The 24,075-nt window shown below is 37.2% G+C and carries 18 protein-coding genes and 1 riboswitch; of the genes, 3 read left to right on the plus strand and 15 right to left on the minus strand.

Translation table 11 applies throughout. The annotated features are described in order from the left end of the window. The first annotated feature begins 141 nt into the window (after nt 1–141). Both metE and HAV12_RS21350 read left to right on the plus strand, forming a co-directional pair. Complete coding sequence (gene metE / locus HAV12_RS21345) at nt 142–2,460, plus strand: 5-methyltetrahydropteroyltriglutamate--homocysteine S-methyltransferase (RefSeq protein ID WP_171571374.1); 2,319 nt, start codon at nt 142–144, stop codon at nt 2,458–2,460. 627 nt (nt 2,461–3,087) lie between these two features. Further along, on the plus strand, nt 3,088–3,963 hold the full coding sequence (locus tag HAV12_RS21350) for a hypothetical protein (protein WP_171571375.1): 876 nt from the start codon (nt 3,088–3,090) through the stop codon (nt 3,961–3,963). Between the two features lie 372 nt (nt 3,964–4,335). On the opposite strand, the gene HAV12_RS21355 is transcribed toward HAV12_RS21350, so the two are convergent. Then, entirely contained in the window at nt 4,336–4,917 is a 582-nt protein-coding gene (locus HAV12_RS21355; RefSeq protein ID WP_171571376.1) for an outer membrane beta-barrel protein, read from the minus strand. A gap of 145 nt (nt 4,918–5,062) precedes the next feature. Between HAV12_RS21355 and gldA the strand changes: the two genes are divergently transcribed. Beyond that, nucleotides 5,063–5,959, plus strand: a complete 897-nt coding sequence (gene gldA, locus HAV12_RS21360) for a gliding motility-associated ABC transporter ATP-binding subunit GldA (RefSeq protein ID WP_171571377.1) — start codon at nt 5,063–5,065, stop codon at nt 5,957–5,959. A 125-nt stretch (nt 5,960–6,084) separates the two neighbouring features. Here the strand turns inward: gldA and HAV12_RS21365 are convergent, their stop codons facing one another. The 14 genes from HAV12_RS21365 to HAV12_RS21430 all read right to left on the minus strand — a co-directional run bounded on the left by HAV12_RS21365 (nt 6,085) and on the right by HAV12_RS21430 (nt 24,066). Then, nucleotides 6,085–7,494, minus strand: coding sequence for a pyridoxal-dependent decarboxylase (locus HAV12_RS21365; protein WP_171571378.1), 1,410 nt, complete (start codon nt 7,492–7,494; stop codon nt 6,085–6,087). Nucleotides 7,495–7,612: 118 nt separating this feature from the next. After that, a complete protein-coding gene (locus HAV12_RS21370) occupies nt 7,613–8,836 on the minus strand; it encodes a dicarboxylate/amino acid:cation symporter (protein WP_171571379.1) in 1,224 nt (407 codons plus the stop codon). A 102-nt stretch (nt 8,837–8,938) separates the two neighbouring features. Further along, nucleotides 8,939–9,592, minus strand: coding sequence for a class I SAM-dependent methyltransferase (locus HAV12_RS21375; RefSeq protein ID WP_171571380.1), 654 nt, complete (start codon nt 9,590–9,592; stop codon nt 8,939–8,941). 178 nt (nt 9,593–9,770) lie between these two features. Further along, nucleotides 9,771–10,727, minus strand: coding sequence for a methylenetetrahydrofolate reductase [NAD(P)H] (gene metF / locus HAV12_RS21380; protein ID WP_132031910.1), 957 nt, complete (start codon nt 10,725–10,727; stop codon nt 9,771–9,773). 146 nt (nt 10,728–10,873) lie between these two features. Then, nucleotides 10,874–11,290: a four helix bundle protein gene (locus tag HAV12_RS21385; protein WP_240345206.1), complete on the minus strand. Its 417-nt coding sequence runs from the start codon at nt 11,288–11,290 to the stop codon at nt 10,874–10,876. A 64-nt stretch (nt 11,291–11,354) separates the two neighbouring features. After that, nucleotides 11,355–14,030 (minus strand): methionine synthase, encoded by a 2,676-nt coding sequence (metH, locus tag HAV12_RS21390; protein WP_171571382.1) that lies wholly within the window; start codon nt 14,028–14,030, stop codon nt 11,355–11,357. 298 nt (nt 14,031–14,328) lie between these two features. Then, nucleotides 14,329–15,333: a homocysteine S-methyltransferase family protein gene (locus HAV12_RS21395; protein ID WP_171571383.1), complete on the minus strand. Its 1,005-nt coding sequence runs from the start codon at nt 15,331–15,333 to the stop codon at nt 14,329–14,331. Between the two features lie 208 nt (nt 15,334–15,541). Beyond that, nucleotides 15,542–15,656: riboswitch (SAM riboswitch) on the minus strand. 428 nt (nt 15,657–16,084) lie between these two features. Then, nucleotides 16,085–17,137, minus strand: coding sequence for an NAD(P)/FAD-dependent oxidoreductase (locus HAV12_RS21400; RefSeq protein WP_127337832.1), 1,053 nt, complete (start codon nt 17,135–17,137; stop codon nt 16,085–16,087). A gap of 97 nt (nt 17,138–17,234) precedes the next feature. Next, complete coding sequence (locus tag HAV12_RS21405; protein ID WP_171571384.1) at nt 17,235–17,816, minus strand: bifunctional precorrin-2 dehydrogenase/sirohydrochlorin ferrochelatase; 582 nt, start codon at nt 17,814–17,816, stop codon at nt 17,235–17,237. 42 nt (nt 17,817–17,858) lie between these two features. Then, nucleotides 17,859–18,632, minus strand: a complete 774-nt coding sequence (gene cobA, locus HAV12_RS21410; RefSeq protein WP_171571385.1) for a uroporphyrinogen-III C-methyltransferase — start codon at nt 18,630–18,632, stop codon at nt 17,859–17,861. After that, nucleotides 18,625–20,778: a nitrite/sulfite reductase gene (locus tag HAV12_RS21415; RefSeq protein ID WP_171571386.1), complete on the minus strand. Its 2,154-nt coding sequence runs from the start codon at nt 20,776–20,778 to the stop codon at nt 18,625–18,627. Before HAV12_RS21415 ends, cobA begins: the two co-directional genes overlap by 8 nt. An 84-nt stretch (nt 20,779–20,862) precedes the next feature. Continuing rightward, nucleotides 20,863–22,107 (minus strand): sulfate adenylyltransferase subunit 1, encoded by a 1,245-nt coding sequence (locus HAV12_RS21420; protein ID WP_171571387.1) that lies wholly within the window; start codon nt 22,105–22,107, stop codon nt 20,863–20,865. Nucleotides 22,108–22,260: 153 nt separating this feature from the next. Next, nucleotides 22,261–23,160, minus strand: a complete 900-nt coding sequence (gene cysD, locus HAV12_RS21425) for a sulfate adenylyltransferase subunit CysD (RefSeq protein WP_127337837.1) — start codon at nt 23,158–23,160, stop codon at nt 22,261–22,263. A 195-nt stretch (nt 23,161–23,355) separates the two neighbouring features. After that, nucleotides 23,356–24,066 (minus strand): phosphoadenylyl-sulfate reductase, encoded by a 711-nt coding sequence (locus HAV12_RS21430; protein WP_171571388.1) that lies wholly within the window; start codon nt 24,064–24,066, stop codon nt 23,356–23,358. Between the last annotated feature and the right edge of the window lie 9 nt (nt 24,067–24,075).

A 24,075-nucleotide genomic window follows, 5' to 3' on the forward strand; every position in this document is an offset into this window, starting at 1 on the left:
TAAAGGTTCTTTTTAAAGAATTCATCAGTAATATAATCTTTAAAAACAGATTCTAAAAACACAATTCACTGAAATAAAACTCAAATTTAAGTATTATAATCTAATACAATACATTTGTTCAGTAAAAAATACTGAATCAAAATGAAAACAAACAACTTAGGTTATCCAAGAATTGGCAGTAACAGAGAACTTAAAAAAGCCAGTGAATTGTACTGGGGAGGGAAAATTTCGGTTGAAGAACTGATCCGGACCGGAAAAGACATTCGCCGTACCAACTGGCAATTACAAGCTGAAGCCGGAATAGATTTAATCCCGTCTAATGATTTCTCTTTTTATGATCAGGTGCTTGATTTAACTTTGGCAGTGGGAGCCATTCCGGAGCGTTACGCTGATTTTGCCAAATCAAATTCGGCCATAGATTTGTATTTCGCCATGGCGAGAGGGGCACAAAGAAACGGACAGGATGTGGTAGCAATGGAAATGACCAAATGGTTTGACACCAACTATCATTATATTGTTCCTGAATTTACAAAAAACCAAAAGTTCACTTTGTTTTCAGAAAAAATAATTACCGAATTCAGAGAAGCCAATGCTTTAGGAATTGCCACAAAACCGGTTCTAATCGGGCCTGTTTCTTATTTGCTTTTAGGAAAGGAAAAAGAAGAAGGCTTTCACCGAATTGATCTTATCGACGAATTGCTACCTGTTTATTTTGAAATTTTCGAAAAACTACAAGCCGAAAATGTCGAATACATTCAGTTAGACGAACCTTTTCTGGCTTTAAACCTAACGGACAAAGAGCGTAAGACTTTCACGGAAGTGTATAATGAAATTAATATCCGTTTTCCAAAAATTAAAATCATTCTGGCCAATTACTTCGATTGTTTCGGAGAAAATCTGGCCACGGCTCTGGCTTTACCAGTTGATACCTTACACCTGGATTTAGTACGTTGTCCATCACAATTAGATGATATTTTAGAATCCGGGCAATTGAATCCAAACGTAAATCTTTCCCTTGGAGTTGTGGACGGAAGAAATATCTGGAAAAATGATTTCAAAAATTCTTTAGGTCTTATCAAAAAAGCAACCGATGCCTTAGGAGAAAAAAGAGTGCTGGTCGGACCATCCTGTTCTTTAATTCACAGTCCGTGTGATCTGGATTTAGAAACAAACAATGCCACCCTGACGCCCGAAATCAAACAATGGCTGGCTTTTGCCAAACAAAAAATCCAGGAAATTGTAGCGTTGAAACAATTTGCCTCTAATGAAACTGATCCTACAACTTCGGCTGCATTTGAAGAAAATACGATTGCAAATGAAAATCGTAAGACTTCAAAATTAATTCATAATAATGAAGTAAAAAACCGTGTTGCCGGTATTTCCGTTTCTGACGACAAACGAAAAAGCACTTTTGCAACCCGAAGAAAAAGCCAGATTGAGGCTTTAAACCTTCCTTTGTTTCCAACCACCACCATTGGTTCTTTCCCACAGACCGCAGAGGTGAGAAGCTGGAGAGCCAAATTTAAAAAAGGAGAATTAACAGCGGAACAATACAATGACTTAATCGAAAAAGAAACCGAAGCAACCATTCGTTTCCAGGAAGAAACCGGTATCGATGTCCTCGTTCATGGTGAGTTTGAACGTAATGACATGGTGGAATATTTCGGAGAACAACTTGCCGGTTTTACGTTTACAAAAAACGGATGGGTACAAAGTTACGGCAGCCGTTGCGTGAAACCTCCGGTTATTTATGGTGATGTGTCGAGACCAAACCCAATGACGGTAAAATGGTCCCAATATGCGCAATCCCTGACGCCAAAATGGGTAAAAGGAATGCTTACCGGACCGGTAACCATCTTACAGTGGTCCTTTGTTCGTAACGATCAGCCGCGTTCTGAAACCTGTACGCAGATTGCTTTGGCGATTCGTGATGAAGTGGTGGATTTAGAAAAAGCCGGAATCAAAATCATTCAGATTGATGAGCCTGCGATTCGCGAAGGCCTGCCTTTACGAAAAGAAGAATGGGCTGCCTATCTGGATTGGGCTGTAAAAGCGTTCCGAATTTCTGCCAGCGGTGTAAAGGATGATACGCAGATTCACACCCATATGTGTTACAGCGAATTCAACGATATTATCCAGAATATTGCCGACATGGATGCCGATGTGATCACCATCGAATGTTCACGCTCCCAAATGGAACTTTTAGATGCTTTTGCCGATTTTAAATATCCAAATGAGATCGGACCCGGAGTTTATGACATTCACTCCCCGCGTGTTCCGTCAAGTGAAGAAATGGTAAAACTGCTTGAAAAAGCGGCGAATGTTATTCCGACAGACCAGCTTTGGGTCAATCCGGATTGTGGTTTAAAAACACGTCATTGGGATGAAACCAAAAAAGCACTTATCGAGATGGTAGCTGCTGCCCAGGAAATGAGAGCTGCAGTAGAAAGTGCTGTATAAGTAATGCCTTTTATTTAGATAATTTTGTTTTTTAGTGTCAACGGTGAAGTCGAAAATCTTGTAGTTATGATTTATTTCGGCTTCACTTATGTTGGCATTTTTTTAAGCAAATTATTTGTCAAGCGTTAAACATTTTCCAGAGCGCTTTACTAAAATTTATTTCAATTTTCAATGTATCACAGATTTTGTTACAAATAAATTTTATTTTTATTTTGCAACAGAAAGCGTTGCAAAATTATTTTTTTACTTTTTTGTAACAGTTTCAAAAAAGGATAATGTAGGAGATGTATCAGTGGCAAATTATTTCATGGAACATCGGAGAAAAGGTTTCAAGTAAACATTATTAAGCTTTATTGAATAAGCACCAATGCTTACTTTATACTATTTGTATCTGAATATAAATAGTTAAACTTTTAAAAAACCAGATATTACTTAAACAGCCTCAATTATAACATAAAATAAATCGAATTTTTCAAGTACAATATTAGTAAAACCTGAATTTAATATATTTATCCAGGCAATAAAATCGTTTTAGGACATTCTTATTTAAATAGAAAATTAAAAGAAGTAAGGTTTTATTCAAATGGTTGTAAATATAGAGTACTAATAATTTAAATAAATACAATTATGAAAAATTCGAAATCACTTTTGGCCCTACTGCTTTTTATCAATTTATTTTTTTCATGCGATGACAATAAAGAAAATAGTACAGGAAATGACACGGAGCAATTAGATTATTCAGAAATTAGATTATATACAAAAAATAAAATTGCTGAAATTGACAAAATAGCAATCGATGAAACTGCCCTAAAAAAAGAAATATCTAAATATTTTACTTTAAAAGAATCTAGTGAGAAACTAAATTCCTCAACAAATACGAGTTCGGAATTCAAAATTAATTTAGCCCCACATTATAATGTCAATGAAGCAAACTTTATGTTGCTCTTTTATCAGGATCTTGCCAATAGCTATGATAGTGATATCGATGATTTGATAAAATCGAAGAGAAAAATCCTTAATGGAAAATCTTTTAGCAATGCTTTTAAACAAGAGGCTAACCTTATTTTTGATGTGATTCATGAAGTGTCTGACAAAGTTTATTCCATCACAAAGAAAACAACTAAAAACACTTCTTATTCAAAAAGCAATGGCTTTTGGAGTTGTATGGCCGGTCAGGGTAAAAATATTGGAAGGGGAATAGCAGGCGGGGCTTTAAGTGGTGCGTATACTGGCGCAAAAGCTGGTCTAATAGCTGGTTCATTTACAGTTCCTGGACTAGGAACTGCAACAGGTGTAATTGGAGGTGCTGTGTTTGGGGCAGCAGCAGGGGCGGTTGGAGGTGCAGCAGGAGCAATAACCTGGGCTGCTGCTGATTGTCTTTCAGAAATAAAAAAAATAGAGACTTTTCCAGATGAAAATTTAAAATTAGCGGCAAAGGACATTCGCTTAATTAATTCTTTATTAGAAGTACCGGAAGACTCATCGATAACTTTTAAATTGTAAAAATGAAACTAAATTTAAATAAGTTTAATTTCTCAATATACTGGTGGATTTCTTATATACTTATTGGGACATTAGCCATGTTTTGGGCATACTTCTTTTCTGATAAAGAATTTAGCTGGAATACCATAATAAAACATTCCAACGACCCAAAAATGTATTGGTGCTTACTCTATTCTTTATTTTCAGCAATATTCAACTTTTATTTTGTGACTTTTTGGACAAAACCCACCCCCCCACAAGATCTATCAGAATAGGAATAGTATAATTTAATAGATATTGTTTCCCGTAAAACTTTTTTCAAAACACTTTAACCAGAAAACAAAAAAAGCACCCCAATGGAGTGCTTTTTTTTTGAATAAAGATCGATTAAGATTAGAAGTTTTTAGAAACTCCAATATTAAATGTTTGTCCAAAGTTGAAGTAAAAACTACTAACATCAGGACCGTTATTATCATAGCTTAATGTTTCGTAACCTAATCCTCCAATACTGAAGTTTAATCCGAAACCATCTTTCATATTAATGAAAAGAGCCGGAGTTACACCAACATACATACCATCTGCTTTAGATTTTGAGAAAGCATTTAAAGGACCGTATACTTTAGATTTAACATTTTGGAAACCAGCGCCCATATCTGCAAAAACAGAAAAAGTCTGGCTTAATGGCACTGAGTAACGAACAAATGCACCTGCTTTGAAACCATTATTTTTTATTTCTCTTGCACCGTTGTCATCATTTGATGAAGCTACTGTAAATTCACCCCCAACAGTCCAATTATCATGAAATTGGTAACCTACTCTTGGAGAAAAACTAAATGTATTTGTTTTTTCTTCGCCAAATTGGTCTTCTGTTTTATCAGAAGTGTATCCGATATTACCACCAACTAAGATTGTTCCTTTTTGAGCATTTGCAAAACTGCAGATAGCCAATGCAGCCATCACTAGAATTTTTTTCATTTTGAATTTATTTTAATTTTAGCAATGGTTTAACAATAACAATGCCGTCGTATCTGGGAATTTATATTTTTTTTAAGAGTTCTTTGAAACACAATTTCTAGCAATCGAGCATATTTCTGTTTACTTTTGCAGTAAATAAAAAGTTATGTCGATAGAAGTAAACAGTATATCAAAAAGTTACGGAGCACAAAAAGCCCTTAATGAAATTTCATTTAAAATTGAGAAGGGTGAAATCGTTGGATTTCTTGGTCCGAACGGTGCCGGAAAATCAACTTTGATGAAAATTTTGACTACTTATTTACTTGCCGATGGCGGCTCAGCCCTTGTAAATGGTCATGATGTCATGACAGACACTAAAGCGGTACAACTTTCTATCGGGTATTTACCGGAGCATAATCCGTTGTATCTGGATTTGTATGTTCGTGAGTATTTGGCTTTTAATGCCGATGTTTACCATGTTGAAAAATCAAGAATCGAAGAGGTAATTCAACTGACAGGCCTGTCAGCTGAAAGTCATAAAAAGATCGGACAACTTTCTAAAGGATACCGTCAGCGTGTTGGATTGGCCAATGCTTTACTGCACAATCCCGATGTTTTGATTTTGGACGAACCGACTACCGGTCTGGATCCGAATCAGTTAATGGAAATCCGAAATGTAATTAAAAATGTTGGAAAAGATAAGACCGTTTTTCTGTCAACTCACATCATGCAGGAAGTGGAAGCCATCTGCGACCGTGTCATAATTATTGACAAAGGACAAATTGTGGCCGATAAAAAACTGGATAAGTTAATTTCCGAAAACAAAGAACAGGTTATAGAAGTAGAATTTGATTATCAGGTAGAAGAACAGTTACTGGCCAAACTGGAAAACATCAGTTCTTATAAAAATACGCACGATATGACCTGGGAGCTTACTTTTGTTACTGAAAAAGACATGCGTCCGGCTATTTTTGATTTTGCCAACGAAAATGGTTTAAAAACACTTCAGTTAAATCAGAAAAATAAAAATCTGGAAGCGGTGTTTAGGGAGATTACTAAATAAGTTTGCAGTCGCAGTCTCAGGATTAGTTTACAGTCTCAGTCTCAGGGAGCAGTTTTGAGTACTCATAAAAAGAAGGCTAGTTTAAAATAAACTGGCCTTCTTTTTAAAATTATTTTTTGTTTTAATTATAAATTTAACTCCGAAATAATTGCTTTCATTTCTTCTATTACTATTTTAATATCTTTTTCAGAAGTTCTCCAATTGACAAACGAAGCTCTGATTCCTTTTTTGTTTTGATAAACTGTTGGGGTCATAAACACTTTTCCGCTATCATTTAAATGTGTCAGAAACGAAGCAACTTTTTCCTGATTATGATTGCCTTTCAACGTAAAACAAACGTTATTAAGACGAATTGGTGCTAAGAGTTCAAAATGAACGTCTTCAATAAGCGCATTTCCGAAATGTAATGCCAGATGCACGCTGTTTTCTACAATATCACAAAAACCTTCTTTCCCATAGGCCAATAAAGAAAACCAAACCGGCAAAGCTCTCAGACGTCTTGAATTTTCCGGTAATACATTCAAATAATTGAAATTCTCCAGCGGATTTCCTAAATAGGGTGCATTCGAGTTCTGGAAAGTTTCAATCTGCAAATTCACATGATCGTTTTTTACCAGATAAAAAGCACTTTCATACGGTACGTTAAGCCATTTATGACAATCAATTGTGATACTGTCTGCGTTTTCCCAGCCTTCGACCAAATGTTTGAATTTATCCGAAATAGCTGCAAAACCTCCAAAAGCAGCATCAATATGCCACCAGAAATTGTATTTCCCATTTAGTTTTGAAATCGCTTTAAAATCATCAAAATCTGCTGTATTTACTGTTCCTGCACTTGAAATTAAAACAAAAGGCTTCCCGTTTAATGCTTTTATTTTTTCTTCTAAATCAACAATATCAATAGCTTCCCTATTTCCTTCTATAGTTTTAATAACAGTATAATTCTGGCTTCCAATTCCCAGCATCGCTAATGATTTTACAGCCGAAGAGTGCGGTGTTGCCGTTAAAATATTTAGGATTTCAGAAATTCCGTTCTTAGCAAAATCTTTTCCAAATTGCGCTCCAAACCATTGTCTTGCAATTCCCAGACAGGTAAAATTAGACATCGTGGCTCCTGTTACAAATCCGCCTAAAAATGTTTTGGGCAGATCAAACAATTGTAACAACAGATTGATGGTTTCAAATTCAATTAATGCTGAAACTCCGCCTTGTGCTTTTATCGCCTGCGTGTTCTGGTCATAAACAGAAGCCAGCCAATCCCCGACAATAGATGCCGGAGTCGATCCTCCGGTTACAAATCCCCAGTATCGTGGTCCCGGTGAAGCAACCAGCAATGGCGCCAGTCTCTCGTTAAATTCTTTTAAAGCTGCCAGAGATCCTAAGCCTAATTCATTTAAGGCACGCGTCGGATCAATCGTTTCTTTGTTTGATGTTGGACTATTTTCAAGATTATTAAGAAACCCTAATCCCTGTTGTTTTGTTTTTTCAAGTATATTTTCTAAATCATTTAGATCTTGCTGAAGTACCGAATTCATTATATATTATTTTATGTGCTTAATCAATCGCTAAAGAAATTAGCGGGCGCATACTGCAGATTAAGCGGATTAACACTGATTTTTAATTATAAAAAAGATAGAAATTGAAGACTATTTATTACCATTTGGTTTTCTCGGAAAACCTGGAAATCATCATGGAGCAGATTAAATCGCCGTTTACGTTTAATAAGGTTGCAATCGGATCTACCAGAGTTCCCAGAATCATTGCTACCGGAAGCGCCTGTTCCATGGGCAGGCCGTAAACTGTAATGGCCAGAACCTCGCCGATATAACCTCCGTTTGGTATTCCGCCTTCTACAATAGAAACAATAACCGTAATTCCTAATGCCAACAGAATGGTACTCGGCTCTGTAAAATCTTTTCCGAACATGGCGAAAAGAACCGTAATTTTCAGAATGGAGGACATACTTGAACCATCCTTGTGTAATGGCGCACCAAGCGGAATCACTAAATTCCGGACATGATTCGGGATGTTCATTTTTTCTGCTGCTTCGAGATTTGCCGGGATTGTGGCAATGCTGCTGCAGGTTCCGACAGCCGTTAAAGCCGGAGTGATATTATTACTCCAAAACACAACAAATGCGCGTTTCCCTCCCGCTATAAGAGCGTATATGCTGAAAAAAGTAAAAAAGTAAAAGATACATGCCCCGTAATAAATACCTAAAGGTTTTGCATAAACCCCAAACAACTGCGGGCCAAAAACACCTACCTGATAGGCAAAATATGCCCCCAGACCTATTGGTGCCAGCTTCATAATCATATTCAGCAATTGTTTCATAACTTCATTTCCGGAATCCAGAAAACTTCTGAAACTGCTGCCTTTTTCTCCGGACTGCAAACTGGCGAAGCCGATTAAGAAAGAAAAAATAATAAGCGCCAGCATACTTTTTCGGGACAATAATTCGAAGAAATCATTTACGGTCAGTAATTGTGCTATTTGTTCTCCAATACTTCCGGATTGAACGTTCTCCAGAGGAATCTTAGAAATTATAATACTTTGATGAATCGGAAAGAGATAAACCGCCAAAATCATAATGATTGCTGATATCAGAACAGTTCCGAGGAAAACAAGCATCATAATGGTAAACAATTTTCCTAATTTTTCGGTTTTCTCTAGATTGGCAATGGAGGAAGAAATTGTAAAGAAAATAAGCGGAATAATTGCCGTAAAAAGTAAATTCAAAAAAATATCTCCAAGCGGTTTGATTACCTCAACGCCTTTACCAAATAATAATCCTAAGATACTTCCTGTAATGATACCGCCTAAAAGCAGTAAAATGCTGCTGTAGCTTTTTAGAAAATTGATTTTTTTAACTTCCATAATTTTAAAAAAGTATTAGGATTCAGAAATAGAAACGTGAAATAAAAAATCAATTAAATTACTTAAAAAAAGAGCACTAAAACGAAGACGCTGTTTTTTTTGTTATTTTTCTAATACAATAGTTGTAAAAGCCCTGTCCACCAATTCGCCCATTTTGCTTTTTACTTTTTCGGTTAAAGTTTCCGTATAAACAATTTTGAAAGCTGTTTTTTCGATTAACTGCTGTACTTTTTCGGTGCTGTAAAGGGTAAATTCGTATGCTGTAAACGGAAGCTGCTTCATGAAACTTTCCTCTGCAAATGTTAAGCAGAAATTGCCATCCGGTTTTAAAATCCTGTAGATTTCCAAAAGAAATTTTTCAGGCTCCTGCCAAAAATAAATGGTGTTTACGGTGAAAATCTTATCAAAAAATGAATCCTGAAACGGAATGGCATTTCCATCATAAAGCGAAAAGAAAGCCTGTTTTTGGGAAACATAATTCCGATTGATCTGTCTTGCTTCCTGAAACATTAACTCCGACATTTCGAGTCCGTAATAGGTTAATTTTCCGGCTTGCTGCATTACAAATTCCAGATGGGCGGCGTTTCCATGACCCAGTTCCAGAATTTTATTTTCTGCGGCAATATTGAGATTCTGAATCGAATGACGTGTCATATTGATGTTGGTTTCATGCATCATGTTGGCCATTTCAATTCCCTTTTCTCCTGTGGGATGTTTTAGTTGTGCCGCGATTGCTTGTAATTCTTCTTTTTTCATAATGGTAAAAATTAAATTCCAAATTAATCCAGAAGCTTCATGACCAAATTCCAAGCGGTTTTGTCATTTCGACAAAGGAGAAATCACATAAGAAACTCCTCAAAGAAAATTGTCAATCTTTGTCGAATCCCGAGTGTGATTTCTCCTTCGTCGAAATGACAACTTTGAACTCAAAATCCTAAAAAATACGACTCGCAATCTGGCGAATATTCTCTGATTTCCCCATTGAATAATAATGCAATACCGGAACTCCGGCCGCTTTTAATTCTAAGGACTGCTGAATTGCCCACTCAATTCCGACTTGTTTTATCGCTGCATTATCTTTGCATTTATCGACTTCATGAATTAAATCTTCCGGTAAATCTATTCGGAAAATCTGTGGTAAAATCTGTAAATGCCTTTTAACAGCGATGGGTTTAATTCCCGGAATGATCGGCACCGTAATTCCCATTTCTCTCGCTTTTGCTACAAATTCAAAATATTTTGTATTGTCGAAAAACATTTGCGTTACCACATAATCAGCTCCGGCATCTACTTTTTCTTTCAGTCTTTTTAAATCCGACTGAAGCGATGGCGATTCTAAATGTTTCTCCGGATAACCCGCAACCCCAATACAGAAATCAGCTTTGTTATCGATATCCATTACTTCATGCAGGTATTTTCCCTGATTCAGTAAGCTGATTTGTTTTACCAAATCGATTGCATAATCATTCCCTCCTGCTTTTGGGATAAAATATTGTTCGTCTTTCATGGCATCACCACGCAAAGCCATGATATTATCAATTCCTAAGTAATTACAGTCTACCAGAAGATATTCTGTTTCTTCTTTGGTGAAACCTCCACAAAGCACATGAGGTACGGTATCTACATTGTATTTATGTTTTATAGAAGCGCAAATTCCAAGCGTTCCGGGACGCATACGAGTCAGTTTTTTATCTAATAATCCGTTGCCTTTATCAATGTAGATATATTCTTCGCGTGAAGTGGTTACATCAATAAATGGTGGTTTAAACTCCATTAACGGATCGATATTGTCGTATAATTCCTGAATGCTTTTCCCCTTTTGAGGCGGAATAATTTCAAATGAAAAGAGTGTATTTCCTTTGGCGTTTTCTATATGTTCTGTTACTTTCATTCTTTAAGTTATGAGTTATGAATTATGAGTTTTGAGTTGTTTGTGTAAAAAATCTGAATCAAAAAACGTAAATCAATAATTTATGGTCAATAGTTTTTGGTTGATGGTTGTTGGCTCATTTTGCAACTGAAAAATAGCAACCTCAACTATATTAATTTTTTATAATAGTTAATAAACCCGTTTAATAACTTTTTACAAGTTTGAATCTGTTCAAGTGCAATCTTAAAGTTGCTTTCATCAATATATCTTTGATCCAATGCTAAATAATACTGGGTTTCTAATTCATACAATGACCCTCTTGAAATGTGAAGAAAGTGTATTGTTTCTTTTGATGTTTGTCGTCCGCACCCTTCAGCGATATTTGAAGGTATTGAAATTGCTGCCCTTCTCATTTGATTAGTCAATGCAAACAATTCTTCTTTTGGAAATAGTTTAGATGAATCATATAATAAATTCACCAATTTTCGTGCTTCCAGCCAAACTCCCAATTTACTGTATTCCATTTTTATTAGTTGTTTGTTGATGTTTGATAGTTTTGGTTTATATGCTAAAACTACATTCAATTATAGTTGAAAGTTTGTAGATCCTCAAACCTATCAACCAAAAACCATCAACCATCAACTATTTTTAATCTGCTATATTAGGATTTAACCATTTCATCGCGTAATCTGTGGGAACATTGCGTCGTTTGGCGTAATCGACCACCTGATCTTCTTTTATTTTTCCGAGTCCGAAGTACTTGCTTTTTGGATTTCCGAAATAATATCCCGAAACTGATGAAGCGGGCCACATCGCCATACTTTCGGTTAAGGTTACTCCAATTTCTTTGTCTACATTTAAGAGTTTCCAGATTGTTGGTTTCTCCAGATGATCCGGACATGCCGGATAACCTGGTGCCGGACGGATTCCTTTGTAATTTTCTTCAATCAGATCTTCTGTCGAAAGCGATTCTTCAGCATCATAACCCCAGAAATCCTGACGTACTTTTTCATGTAAATATTCGGCGAAAGCCTCTGCAAAACGATCGGCTAATGCTTTTACCATAATCGAATTGTAATCGTCAAGGTCTTTTTCAAATTCGGCTGCCCATTCGTCTACACCAAAACCGGTTGTCACACAAAAAGCGCCTATGTAATCTGTAATTCCTGAATCTTTTGGTAAAATAAAATCGGACAAAGCGATGTTTGGTGCCCCTTTTGTTTTTTGTGACTGCTGACGAAGTGTTAAAAATTTCTCCAGTACTTTTCCATTTTCATCACGCAATTCGATATCGTCGTCATCAATCTGGTTTGCCGGGAAAATACCGTAAATTCCTTTTGCGGATAATTTTTTCTCTGCCAGAATCACTTTCAGCATTGCCTGAGCATCAGCAAAAAGGGATGTTGCTTCTTTACCGACAACCTCATCCGTTAAAATGGCCGGATATTTACCAAACAATTCCCAGGTTCTGAAAAATGGTGTCCAGTCGATATACGGAACCAAAACGTCCAGTTCTACTTCAACAATTTGTTTGCCTATTACTTTTGGTTTGGTTGGCGTGTATTCATCCCAGTCCAATTGTAATTTATTTTTACGCGCTTGTTCAATCGTCAGGAAGTTTTTATCTCTCGAACGATTTAAAAACGTTTCTCTAAACGCGTCATAATCTGCCCGAATATCGCTTGCATATATTTTACGGTTATGATCTAACAGGTTTCCTGCCACAGTAACAGCTCTGGAAGCATCGTTGACGTGGATTACCGTTTCGCTGTATTGAGGTGCAATTTTCACGGCGGTGTGCGCGCGCGAAGTGGTTGCTCCACCAATCATAATCGGGATTTTAATTCCTTGTTTGTCCAGTTCTTTGGCCAGATAGACCATTTCGTCAAGCGAAGGGGTAATCAATCCGCTTAAACCGATTATGTCTACGTTGTGTTCAATCGCCGCAGCAATAATTTTTTCCGGGGGCACCATAACACCAAGATCTACAATCTCGTAGTTGTTACAAGCCAATACTACCGAGACAATATTTTTTCCAATATCGTGAACGTCACCTTTTACGGTTGCCATCAATATTTTTCCATTTCCTTGTTTGTCACCGGCTTGTTTGCTGGCTTCAATATACGGTAATAAATACGCTACGGCTTTTTTCATTACACGAGCCGATTTCACTACCTGAGGCAGGAACATTTTTCCGCTTCCGAATAAATCTCCTACGACATTCATTCCCGTCATCAAATTGATTTCGATCACTTCAATTGGTTTTGTTGCTGCTAAACGTGCTTCTTCGACATCAATTTCTATAAAAGCATCGACTCCTTTTACCAATGAATGCGTTATACGTTCCTGGACTGTTCCTAAACGCCATTCCTGAATCGCTTTCTCATCACTTTTTACTTCGCCTTTTACGTTCTCAGCAAAGTCCAAAAGTCTTTCCGTTGCGTCATCACGTCTGTTTAAGATTACATCTTCAACGTGTTCTAATAAGTCTTTTGGAATATCATCATAAATCGAAAGCATTTCCGGATTCACGATTCCCATTGTCATTCCGTTCTGAATCGCGTGGTATAAAAACACCGAGTGCATCGCTTCACGAACGTGATCATTTCCTCTAAAAGAGAACGAAACGTTACTCACTCCACCACTAATATGTGCGTGTGGCAAGTTATCACGAACCCATTTTGTCCCTCTGAAAAAGTCCAGCGCATTCAGGCGGTGTTCTTCCATTCCGGTTACAACGGGGAAAATATTCAAATCGAAAATAATATCCTGTGGAGGGAAACCAACTTTATCAACCAGAATATCATACGATCGCTGACAGATTTCAACCCTACGATCAAAATTATCGGCCTGACCTACTTCGTCGAAAGCCATGATAATAGCCGCCGCTCCATAGCGTTTGATTAATTTGGCGTGGTGAATAAAGGCTTCTTCGCCTTCTTTCAAAGAGATCGAGTTGACAACGCTTTTTCCCTGTACTACTTTTAGACCTGCTTCGATGATTTCCCATTTCGAGCTGTCAATCATAATCGGCACTCTCGAAATATCCGGTTCGGATGCAATTAAATTCAGGAATTTTGTCATTGCCTGAACCCCATCCAGCATTCCTTCATCCATATTAATATCGATGATCTGTGCTCCTCCTTCTACCTGCTGTCTTGCAATATCAAGCGCCTCGTCATATTTCTCTTCCTTGATCAAACGAAGGAATTTTCTGGAACCTGTTACATTCGTACGCTCGCCAATGTTTACAAAAACACTTTCGGGTGTAATAATTAAGGGTTCTAATCCTGCTAATACAAGGTCTCTTCTTTTTTCTGCCATTTTTTTTTAAAGTTACTAAGGTCCTAAGTTGCTTAGGTTCTGAGTTTTTTATTTTTATTCCTGCAAGGTTTTCAAAACGTTGTAGGTATTTTTCGTGTGCATGTCCGGTAAAAATCCGTTTAATCTGTGGTAAAAATTTAACGGTTTGTTTTATTAACTTATGATAAAATGTTTGCCACGAATTCCTCTAATTTCAGCTAATTTTTTTCTTGCCACAGATTAAAGGATTATTGCAGATTTTTTTTGTGCGTTTCCGATAAAATCCGTTTAATCTGTGGCAAAAACTTAACGTTTTATTTTATACCAATATTGGCGCTACTCTAGGTTTATAATCTTTCGCAACCTCAGCGATCAATCGAATATGATCCGGAGTTGTTCCGCAACAACCGCCTATAATGTTGATTAAATTGTCATCCAAATATTCTTTGATTAAGGCTTGGGTTTGTTCCGGTGTTTCATCGTATTGTCCGAATGCGTTTGGCAATCCTGCGTTTGGATGTGCCGAAACATTAAACTGTGTATGTTGCGATAATGTTTTTAAATAGGGCTTCAATAAATCGGCTCCAAGAGCGCAATTGAATCCCACACTTAATAACGGAATATGCGATACTGAAATCAAAAAAGCTTCTACCGTTTGCCCGGAAAGCGTTCTTCCGGAAGCATCGGTAATGGTTCCCGAAACCATGATCGGAATATCGATATTGCGTTCGTCTTTTACTTCTTCGATCGCGAAAAGTGCTGCTTTGGCATTTAAAGTATCAAAGATGGTTTCTACCAAAAGTAAATCGCAGCCTCCATCCATTAGGGCTTCTACTTGTTGTTTGTAGGCGATACGTAAATCATCGAACGTTACGGCTCTGTAACCCGGGTCGTTTACATCGGGCGACATACTTGCCGTTCTGTTTGTTGGTCCGATTGAACCGGCTACGAAACGGGGTTTGTCCGGGTTTTTAGCGGTGAATTCGTCGGCTACTTCACGGGCAATTTTAGCCGATTCGTAGTTTAATTCATAAACCAGGTCTTCCAGGAAGTAATCGGCCATACCGATTGTCGTTCCTGAAAAAGTATTGGTTTCTACAATGTCTGCGCCGGCTTCGTAATAAGCAGCGTGGACATCGCGGATGGCTTGTGGTTGTGTTATGGATAGTAAATCGTTGTTTCCTTTTAACGGATGCTGAAAATCTTTGAAACGCTCTCCGCGAAAATCTTCTTCGGAGAAATTATAGCGCTGCAGCATGGTTCCCATTGCTCCGTCAAGGATTAGGATATTTTTTTTTATTGCTTCCTGAATTGTTGTTGACATATTATTTATCTTTTAGCTGCTAAGACGCTAAGGTGCTGAGAGGCTAAGTTTTTATTAAATTATTAATTCCGATTAAAACCTGTCGGGTTTAAAAAAGCGTAAACAATTGATGGCAAAAATGCGCCAATGATTCGCTCGTGATACTGAATTCAGTAAAATAATAGTATAAGTTGTCAGGAAGAGTTTTGAGAAATACGTTTATGTATTTGTGTTATCTATCTTTAATACTAAGAATTAGTATAAAGTAGAATGTAGCACCTTCTTTATGATAAAGGGTTGCTAAGGTTTCATTGGGTCTTTCCCTCCGCCTTTCGTGATAACTTTCAATAATTTTAAGAACAGTGCAAAGGTATGAAATAGCATTGCTACTTGCAAGTTTTTTTTTCCAGACTCTCAGGGGCTGGGGTACTAAGCGCCTAAGGTTAAAATTTGGGGTATGTTTTTTTAAATATAGCGCACGATTTCAACCGTGGAAGACGGATCGTGATTATGCAACGTGACAATGCGTTTTGATATAAATTACGCTGCAGTGGTTGAAACCACTGGCTGTTTATCCTTTTCCCAAAAGCATTGATGTTTAAAAAACGAAAAAACTCAAATCATAAGCTCCAGTGGTTGAAACCACTGGCTGTTTATCCTTTTCCCAAAAACATCGATGTTTAAAAAAACGAAAAAGCCCAAACCATAAGTTTGAGCTTTCTGTATAAAAATCTTAGTGCCTTAGCAACTTAGAACCTTAGTACCTCCAAAACTAAACTATCGCTTTCACAACTGCTTTTGGAGCTTCTTTACGAGTTCCGTCGAAACCGTCGACACCTGAAACTGTGGTATATTTCAATACATATTTTTTTCCCGGATTGATGATTTGGTAGGCCGCCTGACACATTAAAGTGGCTTCGTGGAATCCGCAAAGAATCAATTTTAATTTCCCGGGATACGTATTCACGTCCCCAATAGCGAAGATTCCAGGAATGTTAGTCTGGTAATCTAATGCGTTGTTTACTTTAATGGCATTTTTCTCAATATCTAATCCCCAATCTCCAATTGGACCTAATTTAGGCGTTAATCCGAAAAGTGGAATAAAAAAATCCGTTTCGATTTTACGGTGTGCTCCGTTTTCTTCGATATCTAAAGACTCAACATGTTCAGCACCATTGATTCCGATTACTTCTGCAGGAGTGATTAATTTAATTTTTCCGGCTGTTTTTAGTTCCTGTACTTTTTCTACAGAATCTAAAGCTCCTCTGAATTCATTTCTTCTATGAATTAAGGTTACCTCTGAAGCTACGTTAGAAAGGAAAATACTCCAGTCTAAAGCTGAATCTCCTCCTCCGGCAATTACTACTCTTTTGTCCCTGAATTTCTCCGGGTTTTTGATGAAGTATTTTACTCCTTTGTCTTCATAAAACTCAATATCTTCAATAAGTGGCTTGCGGGGCTCGAAACTTCCTAAACCTCCGGCGATAGCAATTACCGGTGCGTGAAATTTAGTTCCTTTATTTGAGGTTACGATAAAACTTCCGTCTTCTTGTTTTTCGATCGTTTCAGCACGCTCTCCTAAAGTATAACCTGGCTCAAACTGTTTAATTTGTTCCTGAAGGTTATCAATTAAATCTCCTGCTAAAACTTCCGGGAATCCGGGAATATCATAAATCGGTTTTTTCGGGTACAATTCTGAAAGTTGTCCGCCTGCTTGTGGTAAAGCATCTAAAATATGACATTTTAATTTTAATAATCCTGCCTCGAAAACGGCAAATAAACCTGTTGGTCCTGCTCCAATTATAAGTATATCTGTTTTAATCATTATGCTTGTTGTTTATAATCATTCTTAATAATACAAAGAAACGAATAATTTATTCTTCTGACAATGATTTAAGTCATTGATTTCTTTGTGCAATTTTTTACTCTTTATTTTTTAATGAAGCCGTAATTTCGTTCATTCTTTTTACCTTTTCTTCAAAATCACCTTTCAGTGTTTTTCTGTATTCATTGAGGTTTTCAACCATTTGATTGATATCTTCCGGAATCACTTCTTCGAAAAACTCCCGCAATCTTTTGGCGGTTGTAGGTGATTTTCCGTTGGTTGAAATTGCGATTTTTACATTTCCTTTGGTGACGATTCCGCCTAAGTAATAATCACATAAATCCGGCGTGTCGGCAATATTACAAATCAAATAACGCTTTCGGGATAAATCGTATACTCTTTTATTGACTTTTAAATCATCGGTACAAGCGATTACCATGTGACGCTTTTTGAGCATTCTTTTTTTAAACTTCGCTTCGGTCAATTTAATTGACGGGTGCTTTTCGGCTAAAACTTTAATTTCTAAATGAAAGTCCGGCGCTACAACCTCAACATTGGCATTTGGACTCGACTTTAACAAAAAAGAAAGTTTTTCTAATCCAACGTTTCCTCCGCCCACAATCAACACGTTCAGATGGTGAAGTTTTAGGAATATGGGATATAATTCGTTTTGTTCCATTTTAATTTATTTTCATCCAATCAAAATTAGATGATTTTTATTTTATCGAACAATTTCCTGTGATAGAAATTCTTCGTAAAAACCTTTTAGTTTATTGCTTTCCCGTACCACTTCTCCCAAAACAATAATCGCCGGGGAACTTAATTGTTGTTCTTTTACTATATCCAAAATCGAATCTACTCTTCCAATACCAACTTTTTCTTCCGTTGTGGTTCCGTTTTGAATAATCGCTACGGGTAAATTTCCTTTGCCTTCCTTTTGAAACAAATCGACAATTTGAGGCAATTTGTGCATTCCCATCAAAATGACCACTGTCGCAGAGGATTGTGCTGCCAAAGCTACATCTGAGGATAATTTCCTGTCGGAAGTGGTGCCTGTAATGGCCCAGAAACTTTCTGAAACACCTCTTTTTGTAATCGAAATTCCCTGACTCGCCGGAACGGCAACTACAGAAGAAATTCCGGGAACGACAACTGTCGGGATTCCAAAACTTTCAACAAATTCTATTTCTTCGCTTCCACGCCCGAAAATAAAAGGATCTCCGCCTTTTAAACGCACTACATTTCCATACGTTAAAGCATTATCAACAATCAGCTGATTGATTTGATCCTGCGTGTACGCGTGATTTCCTATTTTTTTTCCCACAAAAATTTTGATGGCATTTTTGGGAGCGTGTGCTAATATTTCGTCATTGGCCAGGGCATCGTACAAAACCACATTTGCCTCAGCCAGCGCTTTTACCGCTTGGAGCGTAAGCAAATCCGGATCGCCGGGACCTGCGCCAACTAACGTTACTTTTGGTTTAATATTAAGCATTTGCTAATTCCTGGGCTCTGTATTTTTCTATAATATCAAAAAATGAAATTCCTTGTTGAATGTATTGTTTTGCAAATACTTCTGAAGGTTCATTTTGATTGATTTGATATACTAATTCTCTAAATGATGCAGGCGACAAATCTTTAGAGGTAACCGCTCCATTACTTTTATCTGATACCTCTATAAATGTTGTTGGCAATTTTATTTTTGAACTTGTAATGAAAACATTATCAAACAAATCAACAATTCCGGCGTGATGGTTTGTTTTTTCATTTTCTGAAAGTAATAATGCTTTTGCACCATTTACAAATCCGGCGTAAGCATGATAAATAGCATCTGACCATTTTCCTTCGTCGAATGATTCCTGAGCGAAAGTCAGTTTATCTTTGGCTTCCAGTAATAAAGTAGCAACCAAATCTATGACAACTCCAGCACATTCTCCTACTCCAACTGCTTTTACATAGTTGTCTGCATTCCCCCAATCAATAAAATCAGCTTCGGTTAAATTGGTTACATCTGCAAATGGTTTTAAAATTTCATAGAAATATTTCTCCCCTTTCAGATCGTAATAATTCAGGAATTTTTCTCCGTTGGCATTCGCATCAAAATCATTTAAAATGGTACGCAATGCATCCGGTCCTCTTCGGCTTGGAATTTTAATCACTTTGTCGGCAAAACGTCCTGCTCCGTTTCCTAATTTCCCACCGCCTAATAAAACCTGTAATGCCGGCGCTACCAGCTTTCCGGAGTTGATAGACATTCCCTGAAAACCAATTGCCGACATATTGTGTTGTCCGCAGGCATTCATACAACCACTGATTTTGATTTCAATTTCACGGTTGTTTTTGTACTGAGGATATTCTGCATTGATTACTCTTTCTAATTCTTCAGCTATACCGGTACTACTTGCAATCCCCAAATTACAAGTATCAGTACCCGGACAAGCTGTAATATCCGCTGTCGAATTATAACCTAAATGAACAAAGTCCAATTTGGCTAATTCCTGATAAAAGAAAGGAAGATTCTCTTCTTTTACGTGACGGATTACAATATTTTGACGCAATGAAAAACGCAATTCATTCGCAGCGTAATTTTTAATTAAATCGGCTAACAATCTCGCTTTATCGGTATAGAAATCCCCTAATAAAACTTTAATCCCGATCGCGTAATAGCCTGTTTGTTTCTGAGCGATTACATTCGATTCTTTCCACGCTTCATAAGCGGCTGTATCTTCGATTGTAACTTGCGGCACTTCTAATAATGGTTCCGGAATCGGGCCATCAAAAGCAGTTGTATCAATTTCGTACGTTTCAAAAGCAATTGCTTTTTTCTCTTTTTCAACCAAATCAAGGAAAACATCTCTTCCCATTTCTTTGATCAGGAACTTCATACGTGCTTTCATTCTTTTGGCACGCTCGCCATATCGGTCGAAAATACGGATGATTCCTTCTGCTGTTGGAATAATCTGGTTTACGGGAACAAACTCTGAAAGTAATTCCGCATGGGCCGGCTGGGAACCTAAACCTCCCCCGAACATGATTTTAAATCCTTTTTCACCATTTACAATTTTAGGAATAAATCCTAAATCGTGTAAATAACTCAAAGCGGTATCTTCTTCTGATGATGAGAACGAAATTTTAAACTTACGTCCCATTTCCTGACAAATCGGATTCCTTAACAGGTATTGAAAAAGTCCGTGTGCATAAGGCGAAACGTCAAACGGTTCGTTTACGTCTACACCTGCCAGTTCGCTTCCTGTAATATTTCTAACGGTGTTTCCGCAAGCTTCACGTAACGTAATATCGTCTTTAGCCAGATTTGCCCAAAGTTCCGGAGTTCTGTCTAAACTTACGTAGTGAATCTGAATGTCCTGACGGGTTGTAATGTGCAAACGCCCTGTTGAATATTCATCAGAAACTTTGGTAATACGCACCAATTGTTCGCTCGTCACTTTACCGTATGGCAATTTAATACGAATCATTTGTACACCTTCCTGACGCTGACCGTAAATGCCTCGCGCTAAACGAAGACTACGAAAACGCTCATCATCAATTTTTCCTCCACGGAATAAGTGAATCTTTTTTTCAAGATCGATAATCTCTTTCTGAACTATCGGATTTTCTATTTCTGTTCTAAAACTTTCCATTTCTCTTAGTTTATAGTTTATGGTTGGTTGTTTATGGTTGGTTGTTGGCAGGATAACTATCAACTAAAAACCAAAAACTATCAACTATCTAATAAATCCTACTCCTGCTGTGGTGTTTGTCGCTGTATCAATCAGGATAAACGCTCCGTTTGATTTATTGTCGTTGTAGGCATCAAAATATAAAGGCTTGCTTAATTTGATTGTTACTTCTCCAATTTCGTTGATGGCTAATTGTGTGGCTTCTTTGGTTCCGGAATAGTCCGTTGAGATCGTATTTTTGATACTTTCCACTTTCGCCAAAACGGAGTTGGTATTATGTTGTACAATATATTTGGTACCCGCAACCAGTTTTTTACTATCCATCCAACATACTGTTGTGCTGATTTCTTTGTCAATTTTTGGAAGCTCAGATGACTTTACAATCATATCGCCTCTTGTCACATTGATATCATTTTCTAATTCGATGGTGATAGATGAACCTGCAACGGCTTCATCATATGTTTTATCGAAAAAGTGAATTTTAGATACTTTTGATTCTGTTAAAGAAGGCAAAACTGTAACCGCATCTCCTACTTTTATTGAATTACCGTACAGTTTTCCGGCATATCCTCTAAAATCATGATACTCTTCTGTTTTAGGACGAATTACAGTCTGAACCGGGAAACGGGCTTTTCCGGCTTCAAAAACATCCGAAGAATGCAATCCTTCTAAATGTTCCAGAACCGTCTGACCGTCGTACCAAGTCATGTTTTCTGATTTATCGACTACATTTCCACCGTTAATCGCACTTAACGGAATGTAACTTACGTTTTGTTCTTTGAAAGTACTTTTAGCGTTTAATGCCTGGAAATCGGCTTTGATTTTATTGAAAACTTCTTCCGAATAATCCACTAAATCCATTTTGTTGATCGCTACAATCACCTCTTTTACTCTCAATAAATTATTGATAAAAAAGTGACGGTAAGTTTGCTCAATTACCCCTTTTCTGGCATCGATCAAAATAATAGAAACCTGAGAAGTTGAAGCTCCCGTAACCATGTTTCTGGTATATTCCACATGACCCGGAGTATCGGCAATGATGTAACTTTTCTTTGCAGTCGAAAAATAAATATGCGCTACATCAATCGTGATTCCCTGTTCCCTTTCGGCTACCAAACCATCTGTTGCCAATGAGAAATCAAGATAATCGTATCCTTTTTGTTTGCTGCTTTTTTCGATTGCTTCAATCTTATCCGTAGTCAATGATTTTGTATCGTACAATAATCTTCCGATCAAAGTACTTTTTCCGTCATCTACACTTCCTGCTGTTGCTATTTTTAAAACTTCCATTTTTTTTGTTATTGGTTGTTGGTTGTTAGTTGTTTGCTTCAAGCCGTTAACTAAAACCTTCAAATATTGAAACTACTTTTTATAAATTGGTTGGGCTAAACGATAAAACTATCAACTTAAAACTATCAAGTTAAAACCATCAACTGTCAACTACTAAAAGTATCCCTGTTGTTTTCTTTTCTCCATTGCGGCTTCAGAACGCTTATCATCAATTCTGGCACCTCTTTCAGAAATGGTTGAAGTTCTGATTTCCCCTACTACTTCCTGAATGGTTGCGGCATAAGAATCCACTGCGGCTGTACAAGTCATATCTCCAACGGTTCTGAAGCGAACAATTCGTTCTTCGATTTGTTCGTCTTCTTCCTGGTACACAAAAGGAGAATGTGACCAAATTAAACCGTCTCTCAAAAAAACCTTTCTTTTATGTGAAAAATAGATGGACGGAATTTCGATGTGCTCTTTCTCAATATAGCTCCAGACGTCTAACTCTGTCCAGTTTGAAATTGGAAAAACACGAACGTTCTGACCATTTTCTATTTTTCCATTCAAAATATCAAATAACTCCGGACGTTGATTTTTTTCGTCCCACTGACCGAAATCATCACGAACTGAAAAAATACGCTCTTTTGCTCTTGCTTTTTCTTCATCACGACGCGCTCCACCGATGCAGGCATCAAACTTAAATTCTTCGATGGCATCTAAAAGTGTGATCGTCTGTAAGCTGTTTCTACTGGAATATTTTCCGGTTTCTTCCACTACTTTTCCTTCATCAATAGCATCCTGAACATTACGAACGATCAGCTCTAGCCCTAATTCTTCTACCAATTTATCTCTGAAAGCAATGGTTTCAGGAAAATTGTGTCCCGTATCAACGTGTAAAAGAGGAAACGGAATCTTTGCAGGAAAAAAGGCTTTTTGGGCCAAGCGAACTAGTGTTATAGAATCTTTCCCTCCCGAGAAAAGTAAAACCGGTTTGTCAAATTGCGATATTACTTCTCTGAAAATGTATATGGCTTCACTCTCTAAAGCGTTTGTTTTTAATACTGAACTCATTGTGTTTTTTTGTTTCAGGTTTCAGGTTTCAGGTTTCAGGTTATTTTACCTTGTCTAAAATCTTAAACTCTCGTTATTCTGTTTTTTTGTTTCTTTTTGTTCAACAGGTTAAAAATCCGTTGCTCCAATCTTAATTCTTGATTCTTTACTCTTTGTTCTATTCTCTTTATTCTTTCCTCTATTTTCTCCAGCTGACTACTCTTTCTTTGCCCCATGCAAACCACATTCCTTATGACTCGATTCCCACCACCATCTTCCGGCTCTGATATCTTCTCCAGGAAAAATGGCTCTGGTACAAGGCGCACAGCCAATACTTACGAAACCTTCTTTGTGCAGGGCATTCTGCGGAACATTAAATTCTTTCAGGTGATTTTCTACTTCTTCTAAACTCCATTTTAATAGCGGATTGAATTTTATGATTTCAAAACCTCCGTCATATTCAAACAGATTTAAATCATGTCTGTTTTCGGATTGCTCGGCTCTTAAACCTGTAATCCAGACTGCATTTCCGGATAAAGCTTTTCTTAGCGGAACGACTTTTCGGATAAAACAGCATTCTTTTCTGTTTTCAACCGAATCATAAAAACTGTTCGGGCCTTTGGTCTGAAGTAAATTTTCTACCGCTGCTGCTTCCGGAAAATAAACCTCAATCTGTTTTTTATACTTTTTTAATGTTCTGTGAAAAACATCATATGTTTCCTGAAATAATCTTCCGGTATCCAAGGTAAAAACCGTGATTGCCAAATCATTTTTAAAGATAAAATCAGTAATTACCTGATCTTCCTGTCCAAATGAAGTTGAAAAAATTACTTTCCCCGGATATTCATCAGCCAAAAAAGCCAATGTTTGCTCCAGTGTAAAGTCTTTCGTTTTTTCTAATAATAATTCTGTAACTGTCGTACTCATATTCTCTTT

The organism is Flavobacterium sp. CLA17, assembly GCF_013112255.2.
In the GTDB taxonomy this organism is placed as follows: Bacteria; Bacteroidota; Bacteroidia; order Flavobacteriales; family Flavobacteriaceae; genus Flavobacterium; species Flavobacterium circumlabens.